The sequence below is a fragment of the Parcubacteria group bacterium genome (genome assembly GCA_016181765.1).
GTDB lineage: Bacteria > Patescibacteriota > Patescibacteriia > UBA2169 > UBA2169 > CG10-46-32.
In genome coordinates this window covers 71,504-94,797 of record JACOYR010000001.1, presented here as the reverse complement: position 1 = coordinate 94,797, position 23,294 = coordinate 71,504, and the positions used below count along the sequence as shown (strand labels likewise).

Here is a 23,294-nt window from a genome sequence, read left to right as displayed (position 1 = left end):
AAATCATTATGCAGGATTGCATTTTTTGCAAAATAGTTTCCGGAGACATTCCGTCTCATAAGGTATATGAGGATAGAGAGGTGCTTGCGTTTTTGGACATCAATCCAGTAAATCCCGGGCACACGCTCGTGATTCCCAAAGCGCACCATAGAGATGTGCTGGATATGCCCCCGGAGCTTGGCGCCAAACTCATGAATGCCATCCAGAAAATCGCTCCCGCGGTTCTTGCGGGCGTTGGGGCTGACAGCTTCAACCTCGGCGTAAACAACGGGTCCGGAGCCGGACAGATTGTGTTCCACGCGCACTTCCATATCATGCCGCGGTTCGCCGGAGATGGGCATCAACTGTGGCACGGCACGCAGACCAATCAAGGCGAGCTTGCAAAGGTTGCGGAAGATATTAAGAAGAATCTCTAATCAGTAAAGGCATTAGACCCTTCACTTCGTTCAGGGTGACGTGTGAAATATGAACATCGCGGTAACCGGATCGCTCGCGTACGACCGGATCATGGATTTTAACGACCGCTTCCGGAACCACATCATTCCGGATAAAATCCACATGCTGAATGTGTCGTTTGTGCTGGAGCGGCTGGAGGAAAAGTTCGGGGGCACGGCCGGCAATATCGCGTACAACCTCAAGCTCCTGGGTTTTGATCCAGTCATCATCGGAAGCGTTGGGAAGGACTTCGGCAGGTACGCGGAGTACCTCAAGAGCCTTTCTATTGGCACGAGCCACATCACAACCCACGAGGATGAGTACACGGCGGTTGCTACCATCATCACTGATTTGGACGACAACCAGATCAGCGCGTTTTATCCGGGCGCGCTTGGCCGCGGCGGCGAATCCGGCATTCCGAGGCAGTTCGGCAGGGGCGATTTCCTGGTGGTGGCTGCTTCGTCCAAGCAGGAAATCATCAAGCGCTGCAAAGAGGCGCGCGACCGCAAGATCCCGTATTTGTTTGACCCCGGGCAGCAGATGACCGCGCTTTCCACAGAAGAGCTCTTGTACGGCGCCGAAACCGCGGCAATCGCGATTTTCAACGACTACGAGTGGCAGATGTTCCGCGAGAAGGCGGGTGTGGAGCTGGAAGATCTCACCAGCAAGGGAACCGTGGTTATGGTGACGCAGGGGGCTCAAGGCTCGGTGATCTATTCAAAAGACTTGGATTATGATTTGGAAATTGGGGCGGCAAAGCCTCGCGAGGTGATTGATCCGACCGGAGCCGGGGATGCGTTTCGCGCCGGAATCGTGGCCGGGTATATGAACGAGTGGAGCTGGAAGGAAACCGGGCAGGTCGCGGCAACTATTGCCTCATATGCGGTTGAGAAGTATGGCACCCAGGAGCATTGTTTTACCATGCGGGAGTTCAAGGAGCGGTACAAAAAGAATTTTAATGCGGAAAGCCCGTTAGTATGAAATTATTAGTCACCGGAGGAGCTGGATTTATCGGCTCCAACTTTATCCGCTACATTCTCAAGAACTATCCAGAAGATAGCGTGTTAAATTTTGACAAGCTGACCTACGCGGGCAACCTTGAAAATCTGCAGGAGTTTAAGGATGACAAGCGGTACTCTTTCATAAAAGGCGATGTGTGCGACTATGATGCGGTCGCTGGCGCATCAGGAGGGGTTGATGCGGTGGTGCACTTTGCGGCGGAGTCGCACGTTGACCGCTCCATCCACTCAAGCCATGAGTTCATCCAAACCAACGTGTTTGGCACGCAGGTGGTGATAGATGCAGTGCGCGAGCTGGGCGTCAAAAAAATGATTCTCATCAGCACGGACGAAGTTTACGGCGACGTGGAGGCGCCGCGCAAGTCAAAAGACGGAGACGCATTCAAACCATCCTCGCCCTATTCCGCGTCCAAGGCTGCCGCGGAATCTTTGGCAATCGCGGCAATACGCACGCACGAGGCGCCCATCATAATTACGCGGTGCACCAACAACTACGGGCACTACCAGTTTCCGGAAAAATTGGTGCCGCTCTTCATCACCAATCTGATTGAAGGCAAAAAAGTCCCTTTGTACGATGGGGGTACGCAAATCAGGGACTGGCTGTTCGTCACCGACCATTGCAGCGCTATTGACCTCGTGTTGCGCAAGGGCGCGCTCGGCGAGGCATACGATATTGCCGCAGAAAACGAGCCTGAAGTCACGAACGCTGAAATCACTGAAATGGTTTTTGAGCTGTTGGGCCAGAATAAAGACATGATTGAGCCGGTAAGCGGCTTGCGGCCCGGGCATGACCAGCGCTATGCAGTTGACTCCTCAAAAGTCCGGGCCTTGGGCTGGAAGCCGTCCGTGTCGTTGGCGGAAGGCCTCAAGCAAACCGTCAAATGGTATCAAGACAATGAAGACTGGTGGAAGCGCGTGAAAAGCGGGGATTACCAGACATATTATCAAGAGCACTATCACCCATGAAAACACTTATCATCGGAGCAAAAGGAATGCTTGGCCAGGAATTGGCAAAAGCGTTTGCGGATTGGGAGCCTGTGCTGTGGGATTTGGATGAGATTGACATTACAGACCAGAGCCAGGTGAACGGCAAAGTTGAGGCGCTCGCCCCGGAACTCATTATCAATGCCGCGGCATACACGAACGTGGACGCATGCGAGGAGAACGAAGCGCTCGCCACAAAAGTCAATGGCGAGGCAGTGGGGCACCTTGCGGATGTTGCGTCGCGGCTCGGCGCGACACTGGTGCACTATTCAACGGATTACGTGTTTGACGGCACAGAGCAGGGAGGGTATACGGAAGATGACGAGCCGAATCCGATTAACGCATACGGACGGTCAAAACTTGCCGGAGAGCGGGAGTTATTGTCGCTTATCAGAGAACCCCCCCTTAATCCCCCCCTTGGTAAGGGGGGGAGAATATATATCATCCGCACCGCTTGGCTGTATGGGCATGGAGGCAAGAATTTTGTGGAAACCATGCTCGCGCTCGCGGACCAGGGCGGGCCAATCAAAGTCGTTGATGACCAGATCGGGTCTCCCACGCATGCCCCGGACTTGGCGGCCGCTACGCGCGCGCTCGTAGCGTCAAAGGCTGCGCCAGGCATCTACCATCGCACCAACAGCGGAACCACAAACTGGTATGGATTTGCAAAAGAGATATTTACGGTGTTTAATAGGGATGTTGATTTACAGCCGTGCAAAACCGCGGAGTATCCGCGCCCGGCAAAGCGGCCCAGCTATTCCGTGTTGCAGTCAACAAAACTTCCGCCCCTGCGAGCGTGGCAGGATGCGTTGCGAGAGTACGCGTCATTTCGTCATTAAATTAGATCCCTCGGCTCGCGAGTACGCTCGCTCGGGATGACAATTAGAACTATGAAAGGAATTATACTGGCAGGAGGCTCTGGGACGCGGCTTTCTCCGCTCACCAAAGTTACGTCAAAGCAGCTTTTGCCCATCTATAACAAGCCCATGATCTACTACCCGCTGGAGACGCTCATGCGGGGCGGGATTACGGAAATCCTCATTATCACGGCGCCGGACCGGGCCGGCGACTTTTTGCGCTTGCTCGGTAGCGGCCGCGAGTTGGGCGCAAAGTTCACCTACGAAATCCAGGACAATCCCGAAGGCCTGCCCCAGGCGTTCGCCATCGGAGAGAACTTCATCGGCGATGATTCGGTTGCCCTGATCCTCGGGGACAACATTTTTGAGGATGATTTCTCGGAACAGATCAAAGGGTTCAAAACAGGCGGGCACGTGTTCGCCAAAAAGGTGCCTGATCCGGAACGGTTCGGGGTGGTCAAGTTCAGCGAAGCGGGCGTTGCAGAACAAATCGTGGAAAAGCCCAAAGAGCATATCTCGGACTACGCCGTGACCGGGCTCTACCTCTACGACAACCGCGTGGTAGCTGCCGCAAAAAATCTCGCCAAATCCGCCCGCGGCGAGTACGAGATCGTTGACCTCCATAATTTTTATCTCCAAAAAGGCGAGCTTACGGTGAGCGCCGTAAGCGGCGCGTGGCTTGATGCCGGAACCTTTGATTCGCTCCTGGAAGCGAACCTCTTAATTGCCAAACGGGAAGGCTCGGTTGTCCTCTCGGGAGAGGGCGAGCGTTTGTAATGTGCCGTTTGCGCCAATAAAGGTGAGCGCGTTGCCTAGCTCATCATACCTAAGGCCGCTTATTTCGGGTGCGCCCCCCGCCTCTTCGGCGGACAAGGAAAGCAGGGTGGTTGAGCGCGGGTCGCTTGCTGCGGCCACCTCATTCACCCGGAGCTCGCCGGAAACCATGTAGAATACGTGCCGGCCGTCCGCAGAGACCGCGAGCGATCGGACCGGTTTTGAGTAGCGCGTTACCAGGGTGCTCTTTTCGTACGCGGCCGGGAGCACGGAGAGCGGTGTGGTGAGAGAGCGCGCGTACATGCCAAACCCGTCCGAGTACACCACCGCGCTGCCGTTCTCGGCAAACACGTACTCAACCACCCCGGAGATGGCCACTGGTTCCGCGATTGCCGTGCCCTGTTTGACGGTGGGGTCAATGATGATGAGTTCGCGCGTTTCCGGGCGCGCGAGAGCTATATACTGTGAGTTGGTTGGGATGATGCGGTAGCCCGGGCGCCGCGGCGCGCCCGGAACCAGGTGCACGGTTCCCTGGTCAGTTGGATTGATCCAGGAGAGCTGGGAGAGGCTGTTGCCGCTTCCGGGTTCGGAGATCATGATGATCCTGTTTTTTTCCGCGAGAAAACTCGCAATTGGGCCGTCCGCGACCCGGTATTCGGTTGCGAGCAGGTAGTTGAGGCGCACGATGGCCCCGGATTGGGTTCGGGCGTACAAGGATGCCCTGGTTTTGGGGTCCCACTGGATCTGCCCAACCGCTGTACTCGCAAGGCTTGCCACCGGAATGATGCGCTCCGGAGACCCGGTGTTTACGATGATAACTTCTTCCTTCCCCCGTCCGTTCTGCCGCGTGAAGAAGAACGCGTCTTCGTGCTCGGACCAGGAAAGTTCAGTGCTGCCGATGGGTCCCAGGTTCGCGATGAGCTCATCTTTTTGGTTGAGCGCGTTAAAGAGGCGCAGGGTGCGCCCGGTTGTTGCGTAGGCAAACTTATCCTGATTCCGGTTCCACCAGTACTGCGTTATTGCCTCTCCCGCGAGCGCCTCCGGAGCGCTTTGGGCGAACAAGGTGATGTCCTCCTCAAAGCTCGTAACGCGGGGCTTGATTTCTATCTCCTTTTCCCACGAGTGGTACCCCTCCTTTTCCACGAGTAGCTTTATTTTTCCAGGTAGTATAGTATTAATGATTGTTGGGGTGGGTTCTTTCCGCAGTTCGCCGTTCAGGCGCACGGTTGCATCCGAGGGGTCGGATTTAACCACGAGGCTGCCGGTTTCAACGACCCGGCGGTACTCAAAATCATACCGGAATCCCGCGGTATACAAGACGAGCGGCGGAGCCGCCAGGAAGAAGATGGCCGCAAATGTACTATAGAGGATTCTCCGGGTAGTTAACGTCATATGCCAACATTCATCATCAATGGGGGGAGAGAGCTCTCGGGCGCGTGGCGCGTGCAGGGAATGAAGAACGCGGCCACGCCCGCGCTCGCCGCAACCCTGCTCTCGGCCGAGCCTTCACGCATCCGCAATATACCGCGAATCTCGGACATTAGCCACATGCTCGCGATTTTGGAAGATCTGGGCGCGCGCGTCGCCTGGGAGGATGAGCACACGGCCACCATCTCAACACCTGATATCAAAAAACATGAGATGGACTATCTGCTCACCAAGCGCATGCGCTCGTCCGTGCTTTTTATGGGGCCTTTGCTCGGGGCGCTCGGTACCGTGCGCATGCCCGAGCCCGGGGGATGCAACATCGGCAACCGGCCCCTGGATGCCCATCTCAAAGGCTTTGAAGCGCTGGGAGCTTCTGTTGCGCGTGGGCAAGATGCATACTATACCATTACCGGCGATTTTTTGCAAGGCGGTGAAGTTGAGCTCATTGAGCGGTCTGTGACCGCAACCGAAAACATGCTCATGCTCGCGGCGAGCATTCCGGATGAAACAACCATCACGAACGCGGCGCGCGAGCCGCACGTGGCGTGCTTGTGCGCTATGCTCTCCCAGATGGGCGCCGAGATCACAGGCGCCGGGACCAACACCATCACCGTCAAAGGATCAAAAAACCTGAAAGGCGTTGATGTTGAACTGATCCCGGACCAGATTGAAATCGGCACCATTGCCGTGCTTGCAGCCTTGTGCGGCGGGGAAGTTGCCATCGCTCCCGTGGTCCCCCGGGATGTCTCAATCATCAAAGAGAAGCTGGTAGAGGCAGGCGTATCCATCACCGAGAGCGGGAGCGAGTGGCGGGTGAGAGGTTCGGCTGGCGGCCTCAAAGGATTTGAAATTATCACTGCCCCGCACCCCGGGTTTCCGACTGATCTGCAGGCCCCGTTCGGCGTGCTCGCAACCCAGGCGCATGGCGAGAGCCGCATCCAAGACCCCATGTACGAAAACCGCTTGGGGTATGTGGAAGAGCTCGGGCGCATGGGCGCTTCGGCGGAGATCAAAGACTCGCATACAGCGCTCATCACCGGCCCTACCCAGCTCTCCGGCGGCGCGTTTGACAGCCTTGATCTGCGCGCCGGCGCAACGCTCATTATCGCGGGTTTGGTTGCATCCGGGCGCACCATGGTCAAGGGCGCTGAAATCATTGATAGGGGGTATGAGAAAATAGACGAGCGCTTGCGGCTCTTGGGTGCGGATATTACGAGGGTTGAGTAGATGGTTCAGGGTGTGCTACAATAGCCGCAGGCGCAGCCACACATCAAGCGCATCAAACCGCGCATCAATTTACTTATGCTTTTTTTGAAAAAATACAAAATCATTTTCATCAGCGTGGCTATCATCGCCGCCGCGTTTGCGGGCGGCTTTTATGCGGGAAAGAGCAAGCGCGAAATCACGGTGGTGAACGAAAAAGGCGAACCGATTGCGTCCGGTGAAGTCACCATCCGGCCGAGCGAGGTCAAGGAGTACCTGGGAAAGGACGTTGACTTTGATTTGTTCACCCAGGTCTGGGGGTTAATTCGCGGGAAGTACGTGGACCAGCCCGTTTCCGAAACCAAGCTCTTCTATGGAGCGCTGCGCGGCATGGTGGCTGCTTTGGATGACCCGTACTCCGTGTTTTTAGAGCCCCAGGTATCTGAAGAGTTTACCGAATCATTAAACGGCCGGTTTGAGGGCATTGGCGCTGAAATCGCCATCAAGCATGACCTTTTGACTGTGGTGGCGCCCCTTTCCGGATCCCCGGCCCAAAGCGCGGGCCTGAAAGCCCAGGATGTTATCACTCAAATTGACGGAAAGGGAACCGCGGAGCTGACGCTTGATGAGGCAGTGAACCGCATCCGGGGCGAGAAGGGCACGACTGTGACGCTCACCATCGCGCGCGAGGGCGCGGACGATTTGTTTGATATCGCCATTGTCCGCGACACCATTAAAATAGAGAGCGTTTCCTGGCAGATGGAAGAGGGTTCAATCGCCCGCATCACGATGCGGAATTTTAACGCGGACACCACGCGCGCGTTCAAGGCGATCCAGCGCGAGGTGGTGAGCGAGCATCCGGAAGGCATCATTTTTGACCTGCGGAACAATCCGGGCGGGTTTCTGCAGACCTCCATTGACGTGGCAAGCGCCTGGATTGCCGAGGGGGAGACCGTGGTGATTGAGCGCTCGGTGGACGGGTCCACCACGTACGCGGCAACCGGCAGCGCGCTCTTTGCGGGCATTCCCACTGTGGTTTTAGTGAACGGCGGCAGCGCTTCTGCTTCCGAGATTGTCGCCGGAGCCTTGCAGGATTACGGGTTTGGCCGCGTCATCGGTGAGCAGACGTTCGGCAAGGGGTCGGTGCAGGTGCTGGAGGAGCTGCCGGACGGCTCCAGCGTCAAGTTTACGGTGGCTAAGTGGTTTACCCCCAAGAACCGGTCCATCAATGAGGAGGGCATTGCTCCGGACGAGGTGGTTGAGCTTTCCGAAGAAGATTTCGGCGAGGACAAGGATCCGCAGATGGACAGGGCTTTGGAATATTTGCGGAAATAGATGTGCGTCATCACGTATGAAAATCATACTTATCAAACCAGTTCATAATCTTGGGGCGGCAGGGGATATTGTTGAGGTTGCTCCCGGGTATGCTAGGAATTTCCTCATTGGGCAGGGGTTGGCGCGGGAGGCTACGGCTGATGCGATTGCCCACGCGCAGGCGGTCCGCCACAAGCGGGCAGCCAAGCGGGAACAGTCTGATGCGGCCAAGAACAAAATCCGTGGCGCGCTTGAGGGCCAAACCATCCTCATCCGGGCTCCGGCCAACGAGGAAGGCCATTTATTCGGGGGCATCGGGCCCAAGGAAATCGCTGAATCAATCGCCAAACGCAAGAAATTGGTCCTAGACCCAAAGGCTATCCGACTTGTCCACCACCTCAAGACTTTGGGCAAGCATGAGGTTGTGGTAGACTTAGGGGCGGGAGAGCCTATAACCATAATCGTGGATATTGCGCGTAATGACTAACACCAGGTATCTATTTGTAGTCGGGGGGGTGATGAGCTCCGTGGGCAAGGGCATTGCGAGCGCCAGTATCGGAAAAATTTTGCAGTCCCGCGGCTTTAGCGTTTCCATCATCAAGTGCGACATGTACGTGAACATTGACGCCGGCACCATGCGTCCCACGGAGCACGGCGAAGTGTTTGTGGGGGACGACGGCATTGAGGCGGACCAGGACCTGGGCACGTACGAGCGGTTCGTGGACCAGGTGTCCACCCGGCTGCACTACATCACGACCGGGCAGGTGTACCAGGAGGTGATCCGGCGCGAGCGCAATTTGGAGTACGGCGGCGAAGACGTGGAAGTGGTGCCCGACATTCCGGATGAGATTTTGCGGCGCATCAATCTGGTGGTGAAAAAAGACAAGAGCGACTTTGTGATAGTTGAAATCGGGGGAACCGTAGGAGAGTACCAGAACGTGCTTTTTTTGGAAGCGGCGCGCATGATGAAGCTCAAAGCCCGCGAGAACGTGCTGTTTGCCCTGGTGTCGTATCTGCCCATTCCGCCCATGGTCGGAGAGATGAAGTCCAAGCCCACGCAGTACGCGGCGCGCACCCTGAACGGGGCCGGCATCCAGGCGGATTTTATCATCTGCCGGAGCGAACAGCCCTTGGACAAAAAGCGGCGCGAGAAAATTGCCACGTTCTGCAACGTGAGCGCGGAGAACGCCATTAGCGCGCCGGACGTGCGGTCCGTGTACGACGTGCCGGTCAACTTCGCCAAAGAGCGCCTGGACGAAAAAATTTTGAAAGCGTTTGGATTGGCGCCGCGCCGCCGCAATATGAAGGAGTGGCGCGCCTTGGCGCGCCAGATCAGGCGCCTGAAGCGCGAGGCCAAAATCGCGGTGGTGGGCAAGTATTTCGGCACCGGGGATTTTGAGCTGGCTGATTCTTACATCTCAGTGATAGAAGCCGCAAAGCACGCGTGCTGGGCCGCGAACGTGCGCCCGAATTTTACCTGGGTTGATTCCGAGGACTATGAAAAAGACCCCAAGGCCGTAAAAGAGCTCGCGCAATTTGACGGGGTCATTGTCCCCGGAGGGTTTGGCACGCGCGGCATTGAGGGCATTATCTCCGCGATCAAGTACGTGCGCACGCACCACATTCCGTACCTGGGCTTATGCTATGGCATGCAGCTTGCCACCATTGAGTTTTCCCGCCACGTTGCGGGCATCAAGGGCGCAACCACGGCAGAGCAGGATCCGGGCGCCAAACATCAAGTCATCCACATCATGCCGGACCAGGAGAAAAAGCTCCTGGCGCGCGACTATGGGGCAACTATGCGCCTGGGCAGCTGGCCCGCCAAGCTCGTGCGCGGCTCAAAAGTCCAAAAGGCGTATGGAAAAAGCAGGATTGACGAACGCCACCGCCACCGCTATGAGTTCAACAACGCGTACCGCAAGCGGCTTGAGGCGGCGGGGCTCGTGATCTCCGGGACGAGCCCGGACAACCGGATCGTGGAAATTATTGAACTCAAAAACCATCCGTTTTTCGTGGGCACGCAGTTTCATCCGGAATTCAAGTCCAGGCCTTTCAAACCGCACCCGCTGTTCCGCGAGTTTGTGAAAGCGAGCTTGAGGAAGCGGAGATAGCAAATCAAAAAGCCCCGGCGAATGCCGGGGCTTTTTGGGCGTCAAAATTACTTTGCGGCCACGTTCACTTCAACGCGGGGCTTGAGGTTGCCGTCGTAGCCGCGTTTCATCTTTTTCTTGAACGCGACAAAACCCTCTTTGAGCGCGAAGATGGAATCATCATGGCTGCGCTTTACGTTCTCCCCCGCAAAGTAGCGGGTGCCGCGCTGGCGCACGATGATTGCCCCGGCTTTTGCGTGCTCGCCGCCGTAGAGCTTGACTCCGAGGCGCTGGCCCTTGGAGTCCCGTAAATTAGTGGATGAACCACCTGCTTTTTTATGTGCCATAACATTTAAATGCTAACGCGTTGCTCAATAGTGGTAACTCTGCCTTTAAGATGGTTGATTTCTTTATCCTGTTCGTCATCCCGGTGCGCGGTTGCTGACTGTTCTTCCCGTATTGCCTTTAATTCGTGCATAATACGGTCTTCTCTGTTGAGAACTTCACTTTTGAATTCCCTCATTTCGTCTCTGATGGGTTGAATTTCGTCTTTGACGACTCTGCGGATTGCTTCTAGCGTGACTTCTGTGTTCGGCATATGTTTTGTTTAAGAATACTTCAAGAGTATATCACCGCATATGCTTTTGGTCAAGTTCAGCGAAAAGTGGTATAATTATCCAATATGGTAGACTTGTTAAAACCAAAAGAAATACCAAAAATCACGCCTGAAAGAGCTGGGCTGACCCTTTCACCGCAGGAAGTTCAATCACCGCAGGGGCAAGAAGCCAGGGAATCAGAGCCCAAACGCGAACAAGAGTCCCGGGCTGAACCCCGCAAAGAGCAGCCGCACAAGCCGCGGCTCCCTTCGGTGAGCCAACACATACGCCCGCTTGAGGAGCGCGTGGAAACGCCGACTACCAAGTCCGAGCGTTTGATTGATGTTGAAAAGATCATGTCCGAAAACCTTGAGGGCATTTACTCGGCGCTCCCTCCGGAAGTGCAGGCAGCGGTGAAGTACGAGGGAGAGGTTGCGGCCCAAAAAATTGAGGAGCTCATTGAGAGCGGGAAATCCATCAGCAAGAAAGTGCTTGAGATCCTGCGCTCATGGCTCGCGAAGATCCCCGGAGTCAACCAGTTTTTCCTGGAGCAGGAATCCAAGCGCAAGACCGACAGAATCATGGCAATCGCGCGCAAGTCGCGGCCGGACACCTATGTTGCTTAACCTCTACTTTTGGCTCGGGCTCGTCATTATCGCGCTCACCCCGCTCGGGTTTGTAGGGCGCATCTTTACGCGCCGCCTCGCCAACCGGTTCAATCCCTTTGACATGGTTACGTTGCGCGTGCTCCTGCCCAAGGAGTCCTTGGAAGTGGAAGATTTAAGCCGGCAGCGCGAGATACGGCAGATGATTGCACCCATTGAATCGTTCATGGCAAATCTTGCCGGGTTGCGCGCGGAGCGCGGGTGGAACGCGTTCTGGTTCGGCAGAAAGGACCACTTCGCGTTTGAGATTGTGGCGGATGAGGGCGTGATCTCGTTCTACGTTACGGTGCCGCAGGAGCTTCGCCAGTTTGTGGAGCAGCAGATCCAGGCTCAAGCTCCGGACGCGTTCATAGAGGAGCGGGAGGACTACAACATCTTCAACCCCCAGTGCGCCATTGCCGCGTGCGCGCTCGGATTTAAAAAATCATACTACTTTCCCATCAAAAATTACCAGGAGATGGAGTTTGACCCCCTGAACGCGCTCACCAACTCCCTCTCAAAGTTTCGGGATGACGCGCACGGAGGCGCTGCCATACAGTTTGTCCTTCGCAGCGCGCACCCGCGGTGGCACGCGGCGGCGAGCCAGCTTTCGCGCGAGGTGCGGGTCGGCAAGAAGTTGAGCGATGCCGTGAAGCTCGCAGGGCACGGCCCCGCAAAAACAGCCATGCGGACCATCATCCACAGCCGCAAAAAAAGCCCCGAGGAACTGGAGCGCATGGGCCGCCACCAAGAGACTATTTCCCAGTTTGAGGAGGAAGCGCTCTCGCGCATCCAGGAGAAGAGCGCAAAGAGCGCCTTTGAGGCGAACATCCGCATTGTAGTTGCGACAGGGAACGAATCAATCGCGAACGCGGCCCTTTCCGCGATTGCGGATTCCTTCAGCCAGTACGCGGGCTATGAGTACGGCAATGGATTCATCCGCAAAAAGCCGCGCAACTTGAAGCGGTTTCTGAACGACTTCATCTACCGCAACTTCCGCGAGCGCTCCCAGATTATTTTGAACACTGCGGAAATGGCGTCCCTGTTCCACTTCCCCCTGCCCTCCGCGGAAACGCCCAACATCCTCTGGCTCTCCGCAAAGCAGGCCGCTGCTCCGGTGAACATGCCCACGGAAGGACTCATCCTCGGGCACAATACGTACCGCGGGGAGGACACGGTGGTGCGCATCAAGCTAGAGGACCGCAGGAGGCACCTCTACCTCATCGGAAAGAGCGGCACCGGGAAGAGTGTGCTCATTGCGAACATGGCGCGCCAGGACATTGTGGAGGGCCGCGGCGTGTGCGTGATTGACCCGCACGGGGACCTTGTTGATGCGGTCTTGTCATACGTTCCCGAAAGCCGCGCTCAAGACGTCATCTATTTTGACCCGAGCGACCTTGAGCGGCCCATGGGCTTGAACATGCTTGAGTACAAGGATGATTCGCAGAAGGATTTTGCGGTGCAGGACATGATCCGCATCTTTGAGAAGCTGTTCCCGCCGGAAGTCATCGGCCCCATGTTTGAGCACAACATGCGCAACGTGATGCTCACCTTGATGGCGGACAAGGAACACCCGGGCACGATCGTGGACATTCCGCGCATGTTTACGGACCCGGAATTCCAGAAATACAAGGTATCCAAGCTCCTGGACCCGAACGTGCGGTCCTTCTGGGAGCAGGAAATGGCAAAGACCAGTGACTTCCACAAGTCCGAGATGCTCGGGTACCTCGTCTCAAAGGTGGGCAGGTTCGTGGAAAATGAAATGCTCCGCAACATCATCGGCCAAGCCCGGAGCGCGTTTGATTTTCGGGACGTGATGGACAACAAAAAGATTTTGCTCATCAACCTGGCCAAAGGCAAGACCGGGGAGGTGAACAGCGCGCTTTTGGGCTTGATCATCGTTTCAAAACTGCAGATGGCTGCCATGACCCGCGCTGAACTGCCGGAAGCAGAGCGCCACGACTTCTATTTGTACATAGACGAGTTCCAGAACTTCGTGACTGATTCAATCGCAACGATTTTGTCCGAGGCGCGCAAGTACCGCCTGAACCTCATCATCTCGCACCAGTACATCGGCCAGCTTGTGGACGCCAAAGGCAACACCCAGATCAAGGACGCGGTGTTCGGGAACGTGGGCACGGTGATCTCGTTCAAGATCGGCGTAGAGGATGCGGAAACAGTTGCCAAAGAGTTTGCCCCGGTGTTCAACGAGTATGACTGCATCAATATTGACAAGTACCAGGCGTATGTCAAACTCTTGATAGACAACGCGTCTGCCAAGCCGTTCCAGATGTCCACGTACCCGCCTTCGGAAGGCAGTCCGGAGCGGGCCGCGGCCATCAGAGAAGCGTCCCGGAACGCGTACGGCTCAAGCCGCGCCGAGATTGAGGCTGACATTGCGGGCCGCCTGAAGCTCGGAAAGGCGCCATCAGCTGACGAACAGATGGAAGCGGAAATCAAGAAATCGCTTTAGCAAGCGCTTTACGCGGCTTGTTATTGTGGTATACTACGAATAGAGCAACTTGGATTAATTTTTTAATTCTATGTATATGCCAGAACGCGGAGGACCCACCCCAGAAGACCTTGAGGTTGGATCTGCCCCGCAGGAAGTTACTTTGTCCGACGGCCTAATACTCCGGGTGGGAGAGACCTATGAGTTGCCTTCAGTCAGTGGAGGAGAACCCAGTACCGTACGTATTAGAGAGTTTGACTCTCGGGGCGGGTCCGTCATGTTTGAGTTGCTGGATGCAGCTGGAAACGCGCACGGAAGCGAGGGAGGGAGCATTGAGCGGTTTTCAGGCGCGCGCTTGTTAGAGAACGGGACAGGCGCGGAAGCTGCTCCGGAAGCAGCCATTGAACGCTCCGGGTCCGGCATTGGCACGGAGCGGGACCTGAAATCTTCGGATGTGGCCAAATATCACGCGGGCACTTGGTATGAGGACAGCAATGTGACGGGGCTCATCAGGCGCATCAATGCCTCGGAAAGCACCATCACCGTGGTTGAGGTTCCGCGGACCGTGATGGTTTATAGCAACACCATGGGCCGGGCCGTGCAGTGGGAAGTAAAAGGGTTTGCAAAAGAAGCGGGATATGATGTGCACGTGACGCGCAAACCAACCCCCGAGGAAGCGCGGAAAAATCCCGAGGGAAGTATTATGGGAAAAGACATACGGTTTTCGGAGATTGCCGCCTAATGTGTTTTGTGCTATAATGACTAGCGAGGGAGAAATGAGCGCTTGCGCTCATTTCGGCCGAGCGACGTCATTTCACGGCAGTATACTTCCTCTGTAACAAAAATCAAAATGGCACAAACAAACCAAATTGCGCTGTTACAACAGATGATTCAGCGCGCCCAGAAGCAGATTGAGACCGCAACCAAGATGCTTGAAAAGGTGCAGAGCGGACAGAATGTGGATATCTCATCCCTCACTTCTGTGCGGCCGCGCAGAACTTCTGCCGAAGATGAGGGCGAAATCGTTGAGGGCGTGTTTGACGGCGTGCAGATGCAGGGCAACGACGGCAAGAGCTACTCCGTGCCGCCGAACTACGCGTCCAAATCAAAGCTCGTTGAGGGCGACATACTCAAGCTCACCATCCTCCCGGACGGGTCGTTTTTGTACAAGCAGATCGGCCCGGTTGAGCGCAAGCGGCAGAGGGGCGCCCTGATGCAGGACGAGGACACGGGCGAGTACGCGGTGATGGCAAGCGGCAATTCCTACAAGGTGCTCTCCGCGTCCATTACATACTTCAAGGGCGAGGTAGGCGATGAGGTGGTGATCCTCGTCCCCTCGGACAAGCTTTCCCACTGGGCAGCGGTTGAGAACATCATCAAACAACTTGAGCCGGCTGGTTCGTACCAGGAGGAGGCCCCGGAAGCAGTGCGCCAGGATGCCCTGGATAGGGCAACGGCTGATTTATTATAGCGCCAGTGCGTGATTATTAGGTGTTCGGGGTCGTAAATTTCTTCGCTCCGAAGGGTCGCTTCGCTCCATCATTCTCGCTATGAAATTTACGACCCCTGCACACCTCTTGATCGGCGGGGTGTTTTTGGGTACACTAATCCCATGACGCTCTACCGAACCTACCGCCCCAAGACCTTTGCCGAAGTCATTGGCAGGGATGACATCAAGCACATCCTCACCGAGCAGATCAAGGCCAACGCGCTTGCCCATGCGTACCTGTTTTCGGGCGTGCGCGGAACCGGCAAGACCACCCTGGCGCGGCTCGTGGCCAAGGCCGCGAACTGTTCTTCCCGCGACAAAACGTCAGGCGAGCCGTGCAATGCGTGCGCGTCCTGCCAAGCCATCAACCAGGGGAGGGCCCAGGATCTCATAGAGATTGACGCGGCCTCAAACCGCAGGATAGAGGAAATTAGGGAGCTGCGGGAAATGGTGAAGTACGCGCCCGCGAACTCGCCGTACAAGGTGTACATCATTGATGAGGTGCACATGCTCACGCGCGAGGCGTTTAACGCGCTCTTGAAAACCCTGGAAGAGCCGCCGAAGCATGTTATCTTTATCCTCGCGACTACGGAACTCGCAAAGATTCCGGACACCATTTTTTCGCGGTGCCAGCACTTCAGCTTCGGCTTAGTGCCGCTTGCGCAGATTGTAGAGCGGTTGCGGGCCTTGCTCGCGCTTGAAAAAGCGGTTATGGATGATGCGGTGATTGTGGACATCGCGCGCCGGAGCTCGGGCTCGCTGAGGGACGCGGAGAGCTTGCTCGGGCAGATCCTCTCAATCGGCAAAAAAGAAATCACCGCCCAAGACGCGAGCCTGTTTCTGCCCAAGGTGCCGTTCGGTGAGACTCTCAACTTCCTCGCGGCGCTCGTCAACCGAGATGCCCACACGGCGCTGGAATTGCTTGCGGCGCTGGAAGCGCAGGGAATCAACCTCACTTTTTTTATCGCAAACTGTCTTGAGTATGCGAGGCAGCTGGTGCTGTACGCGGCAACAGGGGACGAAAAGCGGCTTGAGCTTCACTACTCCAAAGATGAAATCACAGAGTTCGTTGCCCTGGCCGGACAAACTGACAGCCAGCGCTTGCGCGAAATCACGTCCGAGTTGCTCCGCGCGTCCCATGATTCAGAGCTTGCGCCGGACATGCCGTCCTTGGCCCTGGAGCTTGCCGCGGTGCTCTTGTGCGGGGAAGAAGAGCCAAAAAAAGAATTGGCTGAAACAAAAACAACTGAATCCAGCGCCATTGTTTCAACGGCTGTTATTTCATCGCCGCCTCCAGCGCCATCAATCCCCGCTGTCCCATCACACACCGAACCGACCCATTCTTTGGAAGAAATCCTGGACGGCTGGGGCGAGGTGTTGGCCAAGGCACGCAACAAAAACCAGGCCCTGAACTTTGTGCTCGGGGTTGCCGAGCCGGTGCAGGTGAACGGAAACACCCTGGAGCTTGCGTTCAAGTACCGCCTGCAGCAGGAGAAGGTTCTGGAGCTCAAAAACCGCGAGACAGTTGAAACAATCATCAAAGAGGTGTATGGTACCTCATACCGCATCCAGCCAACCGTGCAGGAACGCTTGAAAGCCACGAAAGAGCCCCGGGAGCAGGATGATCTGGTGAAGGCCGTACTGGAAGTGTTCCAGGGCGCGGAGATATTGAATTAAGATTTCTTACTGTTCGGGGATCGTCTAATGGTAGGACGCCAGGTTCTGGCCCTGGTAATCGGGGTTCAAATCCCTGTCCCCGAGCCATAATCAAAAAGCACCTTTCCTTGTTGCGGGGAGGTGTTTTTGGGTATGCGGGGAATTACGTTTCCAGCGGGCTCTTCTGCTGGTAGCTCGCGTGGTAGCGCCGGTTAAAGGCGTCCAGGGTGAACATGTGCTCCTGCGGGCCGAAGGTTTCAACGGCAAAAGATGCGGCAACCGAAGCAACCTGCCCGGCGTCCTGCCAGTTCCACGCGCGCGCGACGCCCAAGGCCAAGCCCGCCAGGTACGCGTCCCCGGCGCCGAACGGGCTTATCACTTTGTCGCGCCGCGCGATGGGGATGAAGTACTCCTGGTCCTTGGTGTAGATCATGGATCCGGCTTCGCCGCGCGTGATGGCCACGGTAATGCCGTGCTGGAGCATGGCCGGAAGGTCTTTGCGCGCCCGCTCCTGGAACTCTTTCCACTCGTAGTCGTTGAACATGCTTACCAGGCTTGAACGGTACCCGTCCCGGAGCTCGGTTTTAGTGAGGCCGCCGATTGCGGATCCGGGCGCGAAGATATACGGGATGCCGAGGCGCACCGCCTCGGTGCAGCGCTTGACGATGACCTGTGGCGGCGCGGCCGCGATGATGATGAGGAGGGCATCCCGGCTCTGGGACCCGTTCGGCACATCCAGCTCAATGCAGTGCCGCGCCGCGCCCGGCAAAAAGGCGATGATCTGGTTGTCGTCGCGGTCCACGATGATGGTTGCGCTCGCCGTGGCCTCATCCTTGAATTCCTGGATTTGGCGGGTGCTGATCTGCAGTGACTCAAACCGATGCCGGTAGCGCTCAAAGTCCCGGCCCACGGCGGCGATGACGTGCGGCTCTTCTCCGAACAGTTTGAGCGTATAGGCGATGTTGCCCGCGGACCCGCCGAGCATGGTGAGGCTCTGGTCCAGGTAGAAGAATGCGTTCAGAACGTGAACATCATCCAGGTGCAGGCGTGTGCTGAAGCGTCCGGGAAAGTTGAGAATATGGTTGTACGCCACTGATCCGGTGACAATGATGCTCATACCAGGAGCGAATGATATTAGCTTGTTGCGGTGGCTTTTTTGTATTCTACCAGAACGCTGATTTTTTAGATATGGGCTCCTAGCCTTGACAGAGGGCAAAAAATGGTGTATACTGCCTCTAGTAGTACCATTAAACAGATATCAAACACCTTTTTGCGAGTTGTTGTGGGGTATGGCAGGCATACAGTGTGTGCCTGGTTATCCACAGCCAATCAAAGTGTTGCCAAGCCGCAACTCATAGTATGAGGGAAGCACGGCGTTACGACATGAATACATTGCATAGGAACAGGAACGCACTGAACGGATCCGGATCGTCATAACCGTAAACCGAGAGCAAGAAAGGTTTGGTGACACGCCACATTTGGGCGTGTTTTTTAGTATACGCACGCTGAATGATTTATGCATCTATGCGCACCACCCATCCACATCCAATCATCCTGCTGACCATACTTACGGCCCTCTCGCCGCTTGTTATGCTCGGGGGCAGTGTTTCGCGCGCCCAGGACGCGCCGCTTGAGGCGCTCCTCTTGTGGGACGGCGAGACTGCGGGAACCGAATACCACTACGGAACTGCGGACACTGTAGCGCCGCATGCCGGTATGGCCAGTTTTGCTGGAGCTCCGGACAAGTGGCACGAGGCCGGACTCGGGCTCAAAGGCCTTCCGTCCTGGCGCTTGGACATTTCCGAATACGATGAGCTGCGCTTTTTCGCCAGAGCAAGCGTTGAGGGAGTGGTTGCCACGGCGCATATCTACGGCTGGCCCTACTTTACCAAATCCGTAAAACTGGACCCCTACATCCAGGGCGGGAAACTCACCACCGAGTACCGCGACGTGCGCATACCCATTGATGCGCTCCGCACCGAAAAGCCGGTGCTTGAGCGCGTGGAAATCATCTACTTCGGCGCTACTGACCCGCCCGCGGGGTTTCGGATATACATTGATGACGTGCGGGCGGTGCGCGATGCGCGGGACAGCCGCGGACAAGGCGGGCAGGATGGAGCCGACGGGCCCGACCCCGCGGAACAAACAGAAACCGGAGATGCCTCCTTGATTACGCTGCCGAGCCAGATGGAGAGCCTGGCTCGCGCAACACTGCCGAATGAGATACGCGGTCTTTCAGTGAAAGACGCAACATCCTTTTCAGTGACGCTCGGATGGGAGCGCATCTCCGGCGCTGAAGAGATCCGCATTGCCGCAGGCCCCGAGCCCCCCCTGATCCAGGGAGGCGAACTGCCGCTCGGGGCGGCGGTTGCAACACTCTCCGGAGACGCGAATGAGTACACGATCGGCCCGCTCGCGGCAGGGGTTGATGTGTTCGTTCGCATTGAAGCAACGTCAAACGGTGCGCGCGTCTCTGGCGTTATCCACGCCCGCACCGTGGGCGGCCCGCGCGCATCGCTTGCCACGCCCCTGCGCGCGGTGCACGCGTACGGCCCGAACATCCTTATGCTCGTGCTCGCGAATGAGGGTACCGAGTATAAAGGGAAAAAGCTCAAACGCAACACCGGTGCCGCGTGGCAGAAGGGGCCTTGGGGCGTAGCGCGGGCGGACGGAAGCGCGATTGAGGTTGTGGAGGTATTCCGCGATTCAGTTCCTGTAAGCCAGCCCGACTACGAGGTTGGGTTTGGCAAAACGTACAACGATACTGTTGTTGATGTTGATCACCGAATCTTTTTGGCGCTTGCCGAACCCATAGGCAGTCCCGAGATTTTGAGCGTAAGCGGACCCCGCGAATTGGGATTTATGCTGCCTTTCTCGGACCAGTACCTGGAAACCCCGGTCATCCAGCTGAACCAGGTTGCCTACAACCCGGCCGCCGAGGCGCGGTGGGCGTATGTTTCGGGCTGGATGGGGGATGGCGGCGCGCTTCCGCTCTCCGGGTTTCCACAGGCCGCGGATGTGCTTGTTGAAAGCGCTGATCCGCTCGCGGCGCGTGCGCCCGCGGCGCGCGGTATTTCCCTCGCGCTCCGGTCAGCGCATGACAGCGATGCCGGAGGCGAGGTGCGGGAGATTAATCTCTCAAGCGTTCCCGCGTCGGACGAGGCAATCTACCGCGTGCGCATTCCGGGCGTCGGTGTTTCGTGGCCAACCCGCATATCCGAGAAAGCCTCCAATGAATCGTACCGCACCATCATCCGCGGCTTGTTCTACAACCGCTGGGGCGGGGATTTGGCGCCCGCATACACGGACAACACCTATGTCCGCTCGCCGGACCATTTGATTGTGTACACGTCAGACAAAAAGGAGGCAACCGCGTTCCACTCCGCGCGCACCCCCAAAACCGAGCAGCGCACCCTTGCTGGGGGGTACCACGATGCCGGAGACTTTGACCAGCGCCCCATGCACGTCGCCGTGCCGGAACTCCTGATGCGCGCGTTTGAAATCAACCGCGATGCATTTTCGGACGGTACACTCTCCATTCCCGAGTCGGGAAACAACATTCCGGATCTTCTGGATGAAGCGCTCTGGGGGATTGCCGGATGGGAGCAGCTGCAGGAGCCTTCCGGCGGCGTTCGCATGGGGGTTGAATCGTACCGCCACCCGGTGGGCATCTACTATGCGCACCAGGACGAGCTTCCGTACTGGACCTATGGCACGGATGCAAACCACACGGCGCGCGTTGCCGGCTTGTTCGCGCAGGCATCTCGCCTGGTTGCGCCGTATGACCAGGGCCGCGCAAACCGGCTTTTGGTGCGCGCCACATCCGCGTACGAGTATGCGGCGGAAAACGGCGCGAGCAACACCAATCTCTTGTACGCGTCCGGCGAGCTCTTCCGGCTCACCGGTGATTCGCGGTACGAGAACCGGTTTGCTTCATCCTGGGAGAGCATCGGCCCGTACGGCGCGTTCTCGCGGTTTAGCGAGGACCAGTTTTATTTGGGAGACTATTTCAACAACGACCGCACACAGCCTAATTACATTTTAGGCTACCTCTTAAGCGATACCCCGCTTGCCAGGCTGCTTGACGCGTCCGACAATCAGCTCTCATCACAGGCCGAAAAAGCGTACCAGAGCGTTGCCAATACAAAGCATGCGCACCGGTCCGCCCGCAAGGATAATCCGGACTGGGGTATGGGCGTTGTCTTGGGTCAATTTTTGGACCCCATCTACGCGCGCATCCAGATGGGCGGGCTTTCCGCGGATGAAGCGCAAAAGTATTTTGACGCCGCAAGCCTTACTATGGACTATGCGCTCGGCGGCAACCCGGACGGCAGGGTGTATTTCACGGGCATGGGGTCCCGGCCCGTGCAGGAGCCGCTGCATCTGGACAGCTTAAGCTTTATTAAAGATGGGAAAGGCCCGATTCCCGGAATTCCAGTGTTCGGCCCCACGCGCTCGCTGCCTTCGTACGAATACTATAAGCCGGGAGCTGCCGCGTTCTATCCCGCGTTCGCGGATCGGCCGCTCATGCGCAGGTACGCGGATATCCGCACGTTCGTGGTGACCAATGAATTTTCAGTGTGGGAGGTGCAGGCCCCCCATGCCCAGCTCGCGGCCCTGCTTGCGAGTCCGTCCGGTTCCGGGAACGAAGCAACCACGCTCGCAACCGCAACGCGCGTAAGGCCGGGGAGCGCGCCAGCCCCGGTTGGGGAGGCGGACCGCATTGCTGATTTCATCGCCTATGGCACGCCTGCCACACAAACGCTCGGCGTGGGCGAGCGCGCAGGCGTGATCCAATCATTCACCGAAGCGTACGGCCATGCGCCGCAATCGGACGAGGACTGGGTTGACGTGATCAAAATCGCGAACGGCCGCTGGCCCTCACGGCGCAATCCGGAACGCGAGGGCCTCGCCGAGAGCAGGTTTGAGCAAATTTATTTGCGCCCCTCAAGCCGCGATCAGGAACCGGATGATGCGGCCATTGTCATTATGTCCTATGGCGTGCGCCCGCCGGAGCGGAACATTGCGCAGGAGCAGAGTGGATTGCCTCTATTTACGGAGATTTTTAACCGAATGCCGGATTCGGCATTTGACTGGGACACAATTCGCGCCATACTGCACAGCGGAGCTAGCCGGTAATGTTTAGTGAACGCCGCCAAGGAGCTGGTCCGTCGGGCCAGCTCCTTGTTTTTTTGTCCTATAAGGAGTAGGTTCAAGACAGAATAGTAACATAAATCATATGGACCAGGTTCAAGAGACCTTTCGGAGCTTCCAGGGGAGGAAATTCGGCAGGCGCGGCCTGTACGCCGTGATCATCATCATCCTGCTTTTCTCAAGCTTCGGAACCGTGGGCGCAGGGGAGCGCGGCGTCTTATTGCAGTTCGGGGCTGTGCAGGACAGAGTATTCGGGGAAGGGCTGTATTTCAAAATTCCGTTCATCCAGCACGTGGTGAAAGTGGACGTCAAGATCCAAAAAGATGAGGTGCCCGCATCAGCCGCATCAAAAGATCTGCAGGTGGTCACCTCAAAAATCGCGCTCAACTTCCACCTCGCGCCCGAGAGCGTGAACCGCATCTGGCAGGACGTGGGGCACGACTACAATATCCGCATCATCGCCCCGGCAATCCAAGAAGCCGTGAAGGCGACCACGGCCAAGTTTACGGCAGAAGAGCTTATCACCAAGCGCGAGCAGGTCAAAGAAGAGGTCAAGTCAAACCTCGCGGAGCGCCTGCTTGAGCGGTCCATCATTGTGGATGAGTTCAACATCATTGATTTTGATTTTTCCAAGGCGTTCAACGAAGCCATTGAGCAGAAGGTGACGGCAGAACAGCTGAAGCTCAAGGCCGAGCGGGACTTGGAGCGCATTGTTATTGAAAAGCAGCAGCAGATCACCCAGGCCGAGGCAAAGGCCCAGGCCATCCAGATAGAGGCCCAGGCTTTGCGCACCAATCCGGGGGTCATACAGCTGCGGTGGATAGAGAAGTGGGACGGCAAAGCCCCGCAGTACTGGGGTAATGTAAATCCGTTTTTCGGGCTGAACCAGTAGCAAACGGGTTTTGTCAACCAGGCTTTTATTCAGTTTGCGCATATGCTATACTTGGGGGTGTTGATAAATCAAAAATAAAACCTATGCGTGAAATGAAACAAAAGAATTTCAATTTGGTCGCGGGCATCATCCTATTTTTGGGAGGAACCCTGCACTTTGTGCGGAGCGTAAACGCTTGGGAGCTCGGCCTGAACAACTGGGACGTGCCCTTGTTTTTCAGCTGGATTGCCGTCATCGTCGGCTGGTACGTGGGGCTGAACGGCTTGCGGCTCTCCAAGTAGCATCAATAATATAAAAGAAAGCGCAT

General features: G+C 56.8%; 21 protein-coding genes and 1 tRNA gene. 18 read left to right on the top strand and 4 right to left on the bottom strand.

Annotated features, from left to right (window positions below; genetic code table 11):
• Positions 1-8 precede the first annotated feature (8 nt).
• From HYT31_00495 to HYT31_00475, 5 genes are read left to right on the top strand one after another with little or no spacing between them, the layout of a single operon-like run.
• The gene (locus HYT31_00495) at positions 9-416 is read left to right on the top strand and encodes an HIT family protein (protein MBI2050266.1); all 408 of its coding nucleotides are present in this window, start codon (positions 9-11) and stop codon (positions 414-416) included.
• 49 nt (positions 417-465) lie between these two features.
• Positions 466-1,416 carry a carbohydrate kinase family protein gene (locus HYT31_00490; GenBank protein MBI2050265.1) on the top strand — a complete coding sequence of 317 codons (951 nt, stop codon included), beginning with the start codon at positions 466-468 and terminating at the stop codon, positions 1,414-1,416.
• A complete protein-coding gene (gene rfbB / locus HYT31_00485) occupies positions 1,413-2,420 on the top strand; it encodes a dTDP-glucose 4,6-dehydratase (GenBank protein MBI2050264.1) in 1,008 nt (335 codons plus the stop codon). Before HYT31_00490 ends, rfbB begins: the two co-directional genes overlap by 4 nt.
• Positions 2,417-3,277 (top strand): dTDP-4-dehydrorhamnose reductase, encoded by an 861-nt coding sequence (gene rfbD, locus HYT31_00480; protein MBI2050263.1) that lies wholly within the window; start codon positions 2,417-2,419, stop codon positions 3,275-3,277. The genes rfbB and rfbD overlap by 4 nt, the downstream gene beginning before the upstream one ends.
• Before the next feature lie 51 nt (positions 3,278-3,328).
• A complete protein-coding gene (locus HYT31_00475) occupies positions 3,329-4,072 on the top strand; it encodes an NTP transferase domain-containing protein (GenBank protein MBI2050262.1) in 744 nt (247 codons plus the stop codon).
• Here HYT31_00475 and HYT31_00470 read toward each other — a convergent pair.
• Complete coding sequence (locus tag HYT31_00470; GenBank protein ID MBI2050261.1) at positions 4,016-5,461, bottom strand: PEGA domain-containing protein; 1,446 nt, start codon at positions 5,459-5,461, stop codon at positions 4,016-4,018. The two genes, HYT31_00475 and HYT31_00470, sit on opposite strands and share 57 nt — an antisense overlap.
• Between HYT31_00470 and murA the strand changes: the two genes are divergently transcribed.
• From murA to HYT31_00450, 4 genes are all read left to right on the top strand, one after another.
• Positions 5,462-6,724, top strand: coding sequence for a UDP-N-acetylglucosamine 1-carboxyvinyltransferase (gene murA / locus HYT31_00465; GenBank protein ID MBI2050260.1), 1,263 nt, complete (start codon positions 5,462-5,464; stop codon positions 6,722-6,724).
• A 75-nt stretch (positions 6,725-6,799) separates the two neighbouring features.
• Positions 6,800-8,035 (top strand): S41 family peptidase, encoded by a 1,236-nt coding sequence (locus HYT31_00460; protein MBI2050259.1) that lies wholly within the window; start codon positions 6,800-6,802, stop codon positions 8,033-8,035.
• Between the two features lie 16 nt (positions 8,036-8,051).
• Complete coding sequence (rplI, locus tag HYT31_00455) at positions 8,052-8,501, top strand: 50S ribosomal protein L9 (protein MBI2050258.1); 450 nt, start codon at positions 8,052-8,054, stop codon at positions 8,499-8,501.
• Positions 8,494-10,125: a CTP synthase gene (locus tag HYT31_00450; protein MBI2050257.1), complete on the top strand. Its 1,632-nt coding sequence runs from the start codon at positions 8,494-8,496 to the stop codon at positions 10,123-10,125. The genes rplI and HYT31_00450 overlap by 8 nt, the downstream gene beginning before the upstream one ends.
• Positions 10,126-10,172: 47 nt before the next feature.
• On the opposite strand, the gene rpmA is transcribed toward HYT31_00450, so the two are convergent.
• Together rpmA and HYT31_00440 are read right to left on the bottom strand one after the other, a co-directional pair.
• Positions 10,173-10,451 carry a 50S ribosomal protein L27 gene (rpmA, locus tag HYT31_00445; protein MBI2050256.1) on the bottom strand — a complete coding sequence of 93 codons (279 nt, stop codon included), beginning with the start codon at positions 10,449-10,451 and terminating at the stop codon, positions 10,173-10,175.
• A gap of 5 nt (positions 10,452-10,456) precedes the next feature.
• Complete coding sequence (locus HYT31_00440) at positions 10,457-10,702, bottom strand: hypothetical protein (protein ID MBI2050255.1); 246 nt, start codon at positions 10,700-10,702, stop codon at positions 10,457-10,459.
• A gap of 84 nt (positions 10,703-10,786) precedes the next feature.
• Between HYT31_00440 and HYT31_00435 the strand changes: the two genes are divergently transcribed.
• The 6 genes from HYT31_00435 to HYT31_00410 all read left to right on the top strand — a co-directional run bounded on the left by HYT31_00435 (position 10,787) and on the right by HYT31_00410 (position 17,049).
• Positions 10,787-11,326 (top strand): hypothetical protein, encoded by a 540-nt coding sequence (locus HYT31_00435; GenBank protein MBI2050254.1) that lies wholly within the window; start codon positions 10,787-10,789, stop codon positions 11,324-11,326.
• Complete coding sequence (locus HYT31_00430; GenBank protein ID MBI2050253.1) at positions 11,316-13,817, top strand: type IV secretory system conjugative DNA transfer family protein; 2,502 nt, start codon at positions 11,316-11,318, stop codon at positions 13,815-13,817. Before HYT31_00435 ends, HYT31_00430 begins: the two co-directional genes overlap by 11 nt.
• A gap of 76 nt (positions 13,818-13,893) precedes the next feature.
• Positions 13,894-14,538 (top strand): hypothetical protein, encoded by a 645-nt coding sequence (locus HYT31_00425; GenBank protein ID MBI2050252.1) that lies wholly within the window; start codon positions 13,894-13,896, stop codon positions 14,536-14,538.
• A gap of 144 nt (positions 14,539-14,682) precedes the next feature.
• Positions 14,683-15,267, top strand: coding sequence for a hypothetical protein (locus HYT31_00420; protein MBI2050251.1), 585 nt, complete (start codon positions 14,683-14,685; stop codon positions 15,265-15,267).
• Between the two features lie 141 nt (positions 15,268-15,408).
• Positions 15,409-16,962 carry a DNA polymerase III subunit gamma/tau gene (dnaX, locus tag HYT31_00415; protein MBI2050250.1) on the top strand — a complete coding sequence of 518 codons (1,554 nt, stop codon included), beginning with the start codon at positions 15,409-15,411 and terminating at the stop codon, positions 16,960-16,962.
• Between the two features lie 13 nt (positions 16,963-16,975).
• Positions 16,976-17,049: transfer RNA gene (locus HYT31_00410), tRNA-Gln, on the top strand.
• A gap of 55 nt (positions 17,050-17,104) precedes the next feature.
• Here HYT31_00410 and HYT31_00405 read toward each other — a convergent pair.
• On the bottom strand, positions 17,105-18,058 hold the full coding sequence (locus tag HYT31_00405; GenBank protein MBI2050249.1) for a carbohydrate kinase family protein: 954 nt from the start codon (positions 18,056-18,058) through the stop codon (positions 17,105-17,107).
• A gap of 392 nt (positions 18,059-18,450) precedes the next feature.
• Here HYT31_00405 and HYT31_00400 point away from each other — a divergent pair, with 392 nt between their 5' ends.
• The 3 genes from HYT31_00400 to HYT31_00390 all read left to right on the top strand — a co-directional run bounded on the left by HYT31_00400 (position 18,451) and on the right by HYT31_00390 (position 23,268).
• Entirely contained in the window at positions 18,451-22,080 is a 3,630-nt protein-coding gene (locus HYT31_00400; protein ID MBI2050248.1) for a glycoside hydrolase family 9 protein, read from the top strand.
• Between the two features lie 100 nt (positions 22,081-22,180).
• Complete coding sequence (locus tag HYT31_00395; GenBank protein ID MBI2050247.1) at positions 22,181-22,987, top strand: prohibitin family protein; 807 nt, start codon at positions 22,181-22,183, stop codon at positions 22,985-22,987.
• Between the two features lie 83 nt (positions 22,988-23,070).
• Positions 23,071-23,268, top strand: a complete 198-nt coding sequence (locus HYT31_00390; GenBank protein MBI2050246.1) for a hypothetical protein — start codon at positions 23,071-23,073, stop codon at positions 23,266-23,268.
• Positions 23,269-23,294: the final 26 nt, after the last annotated feature.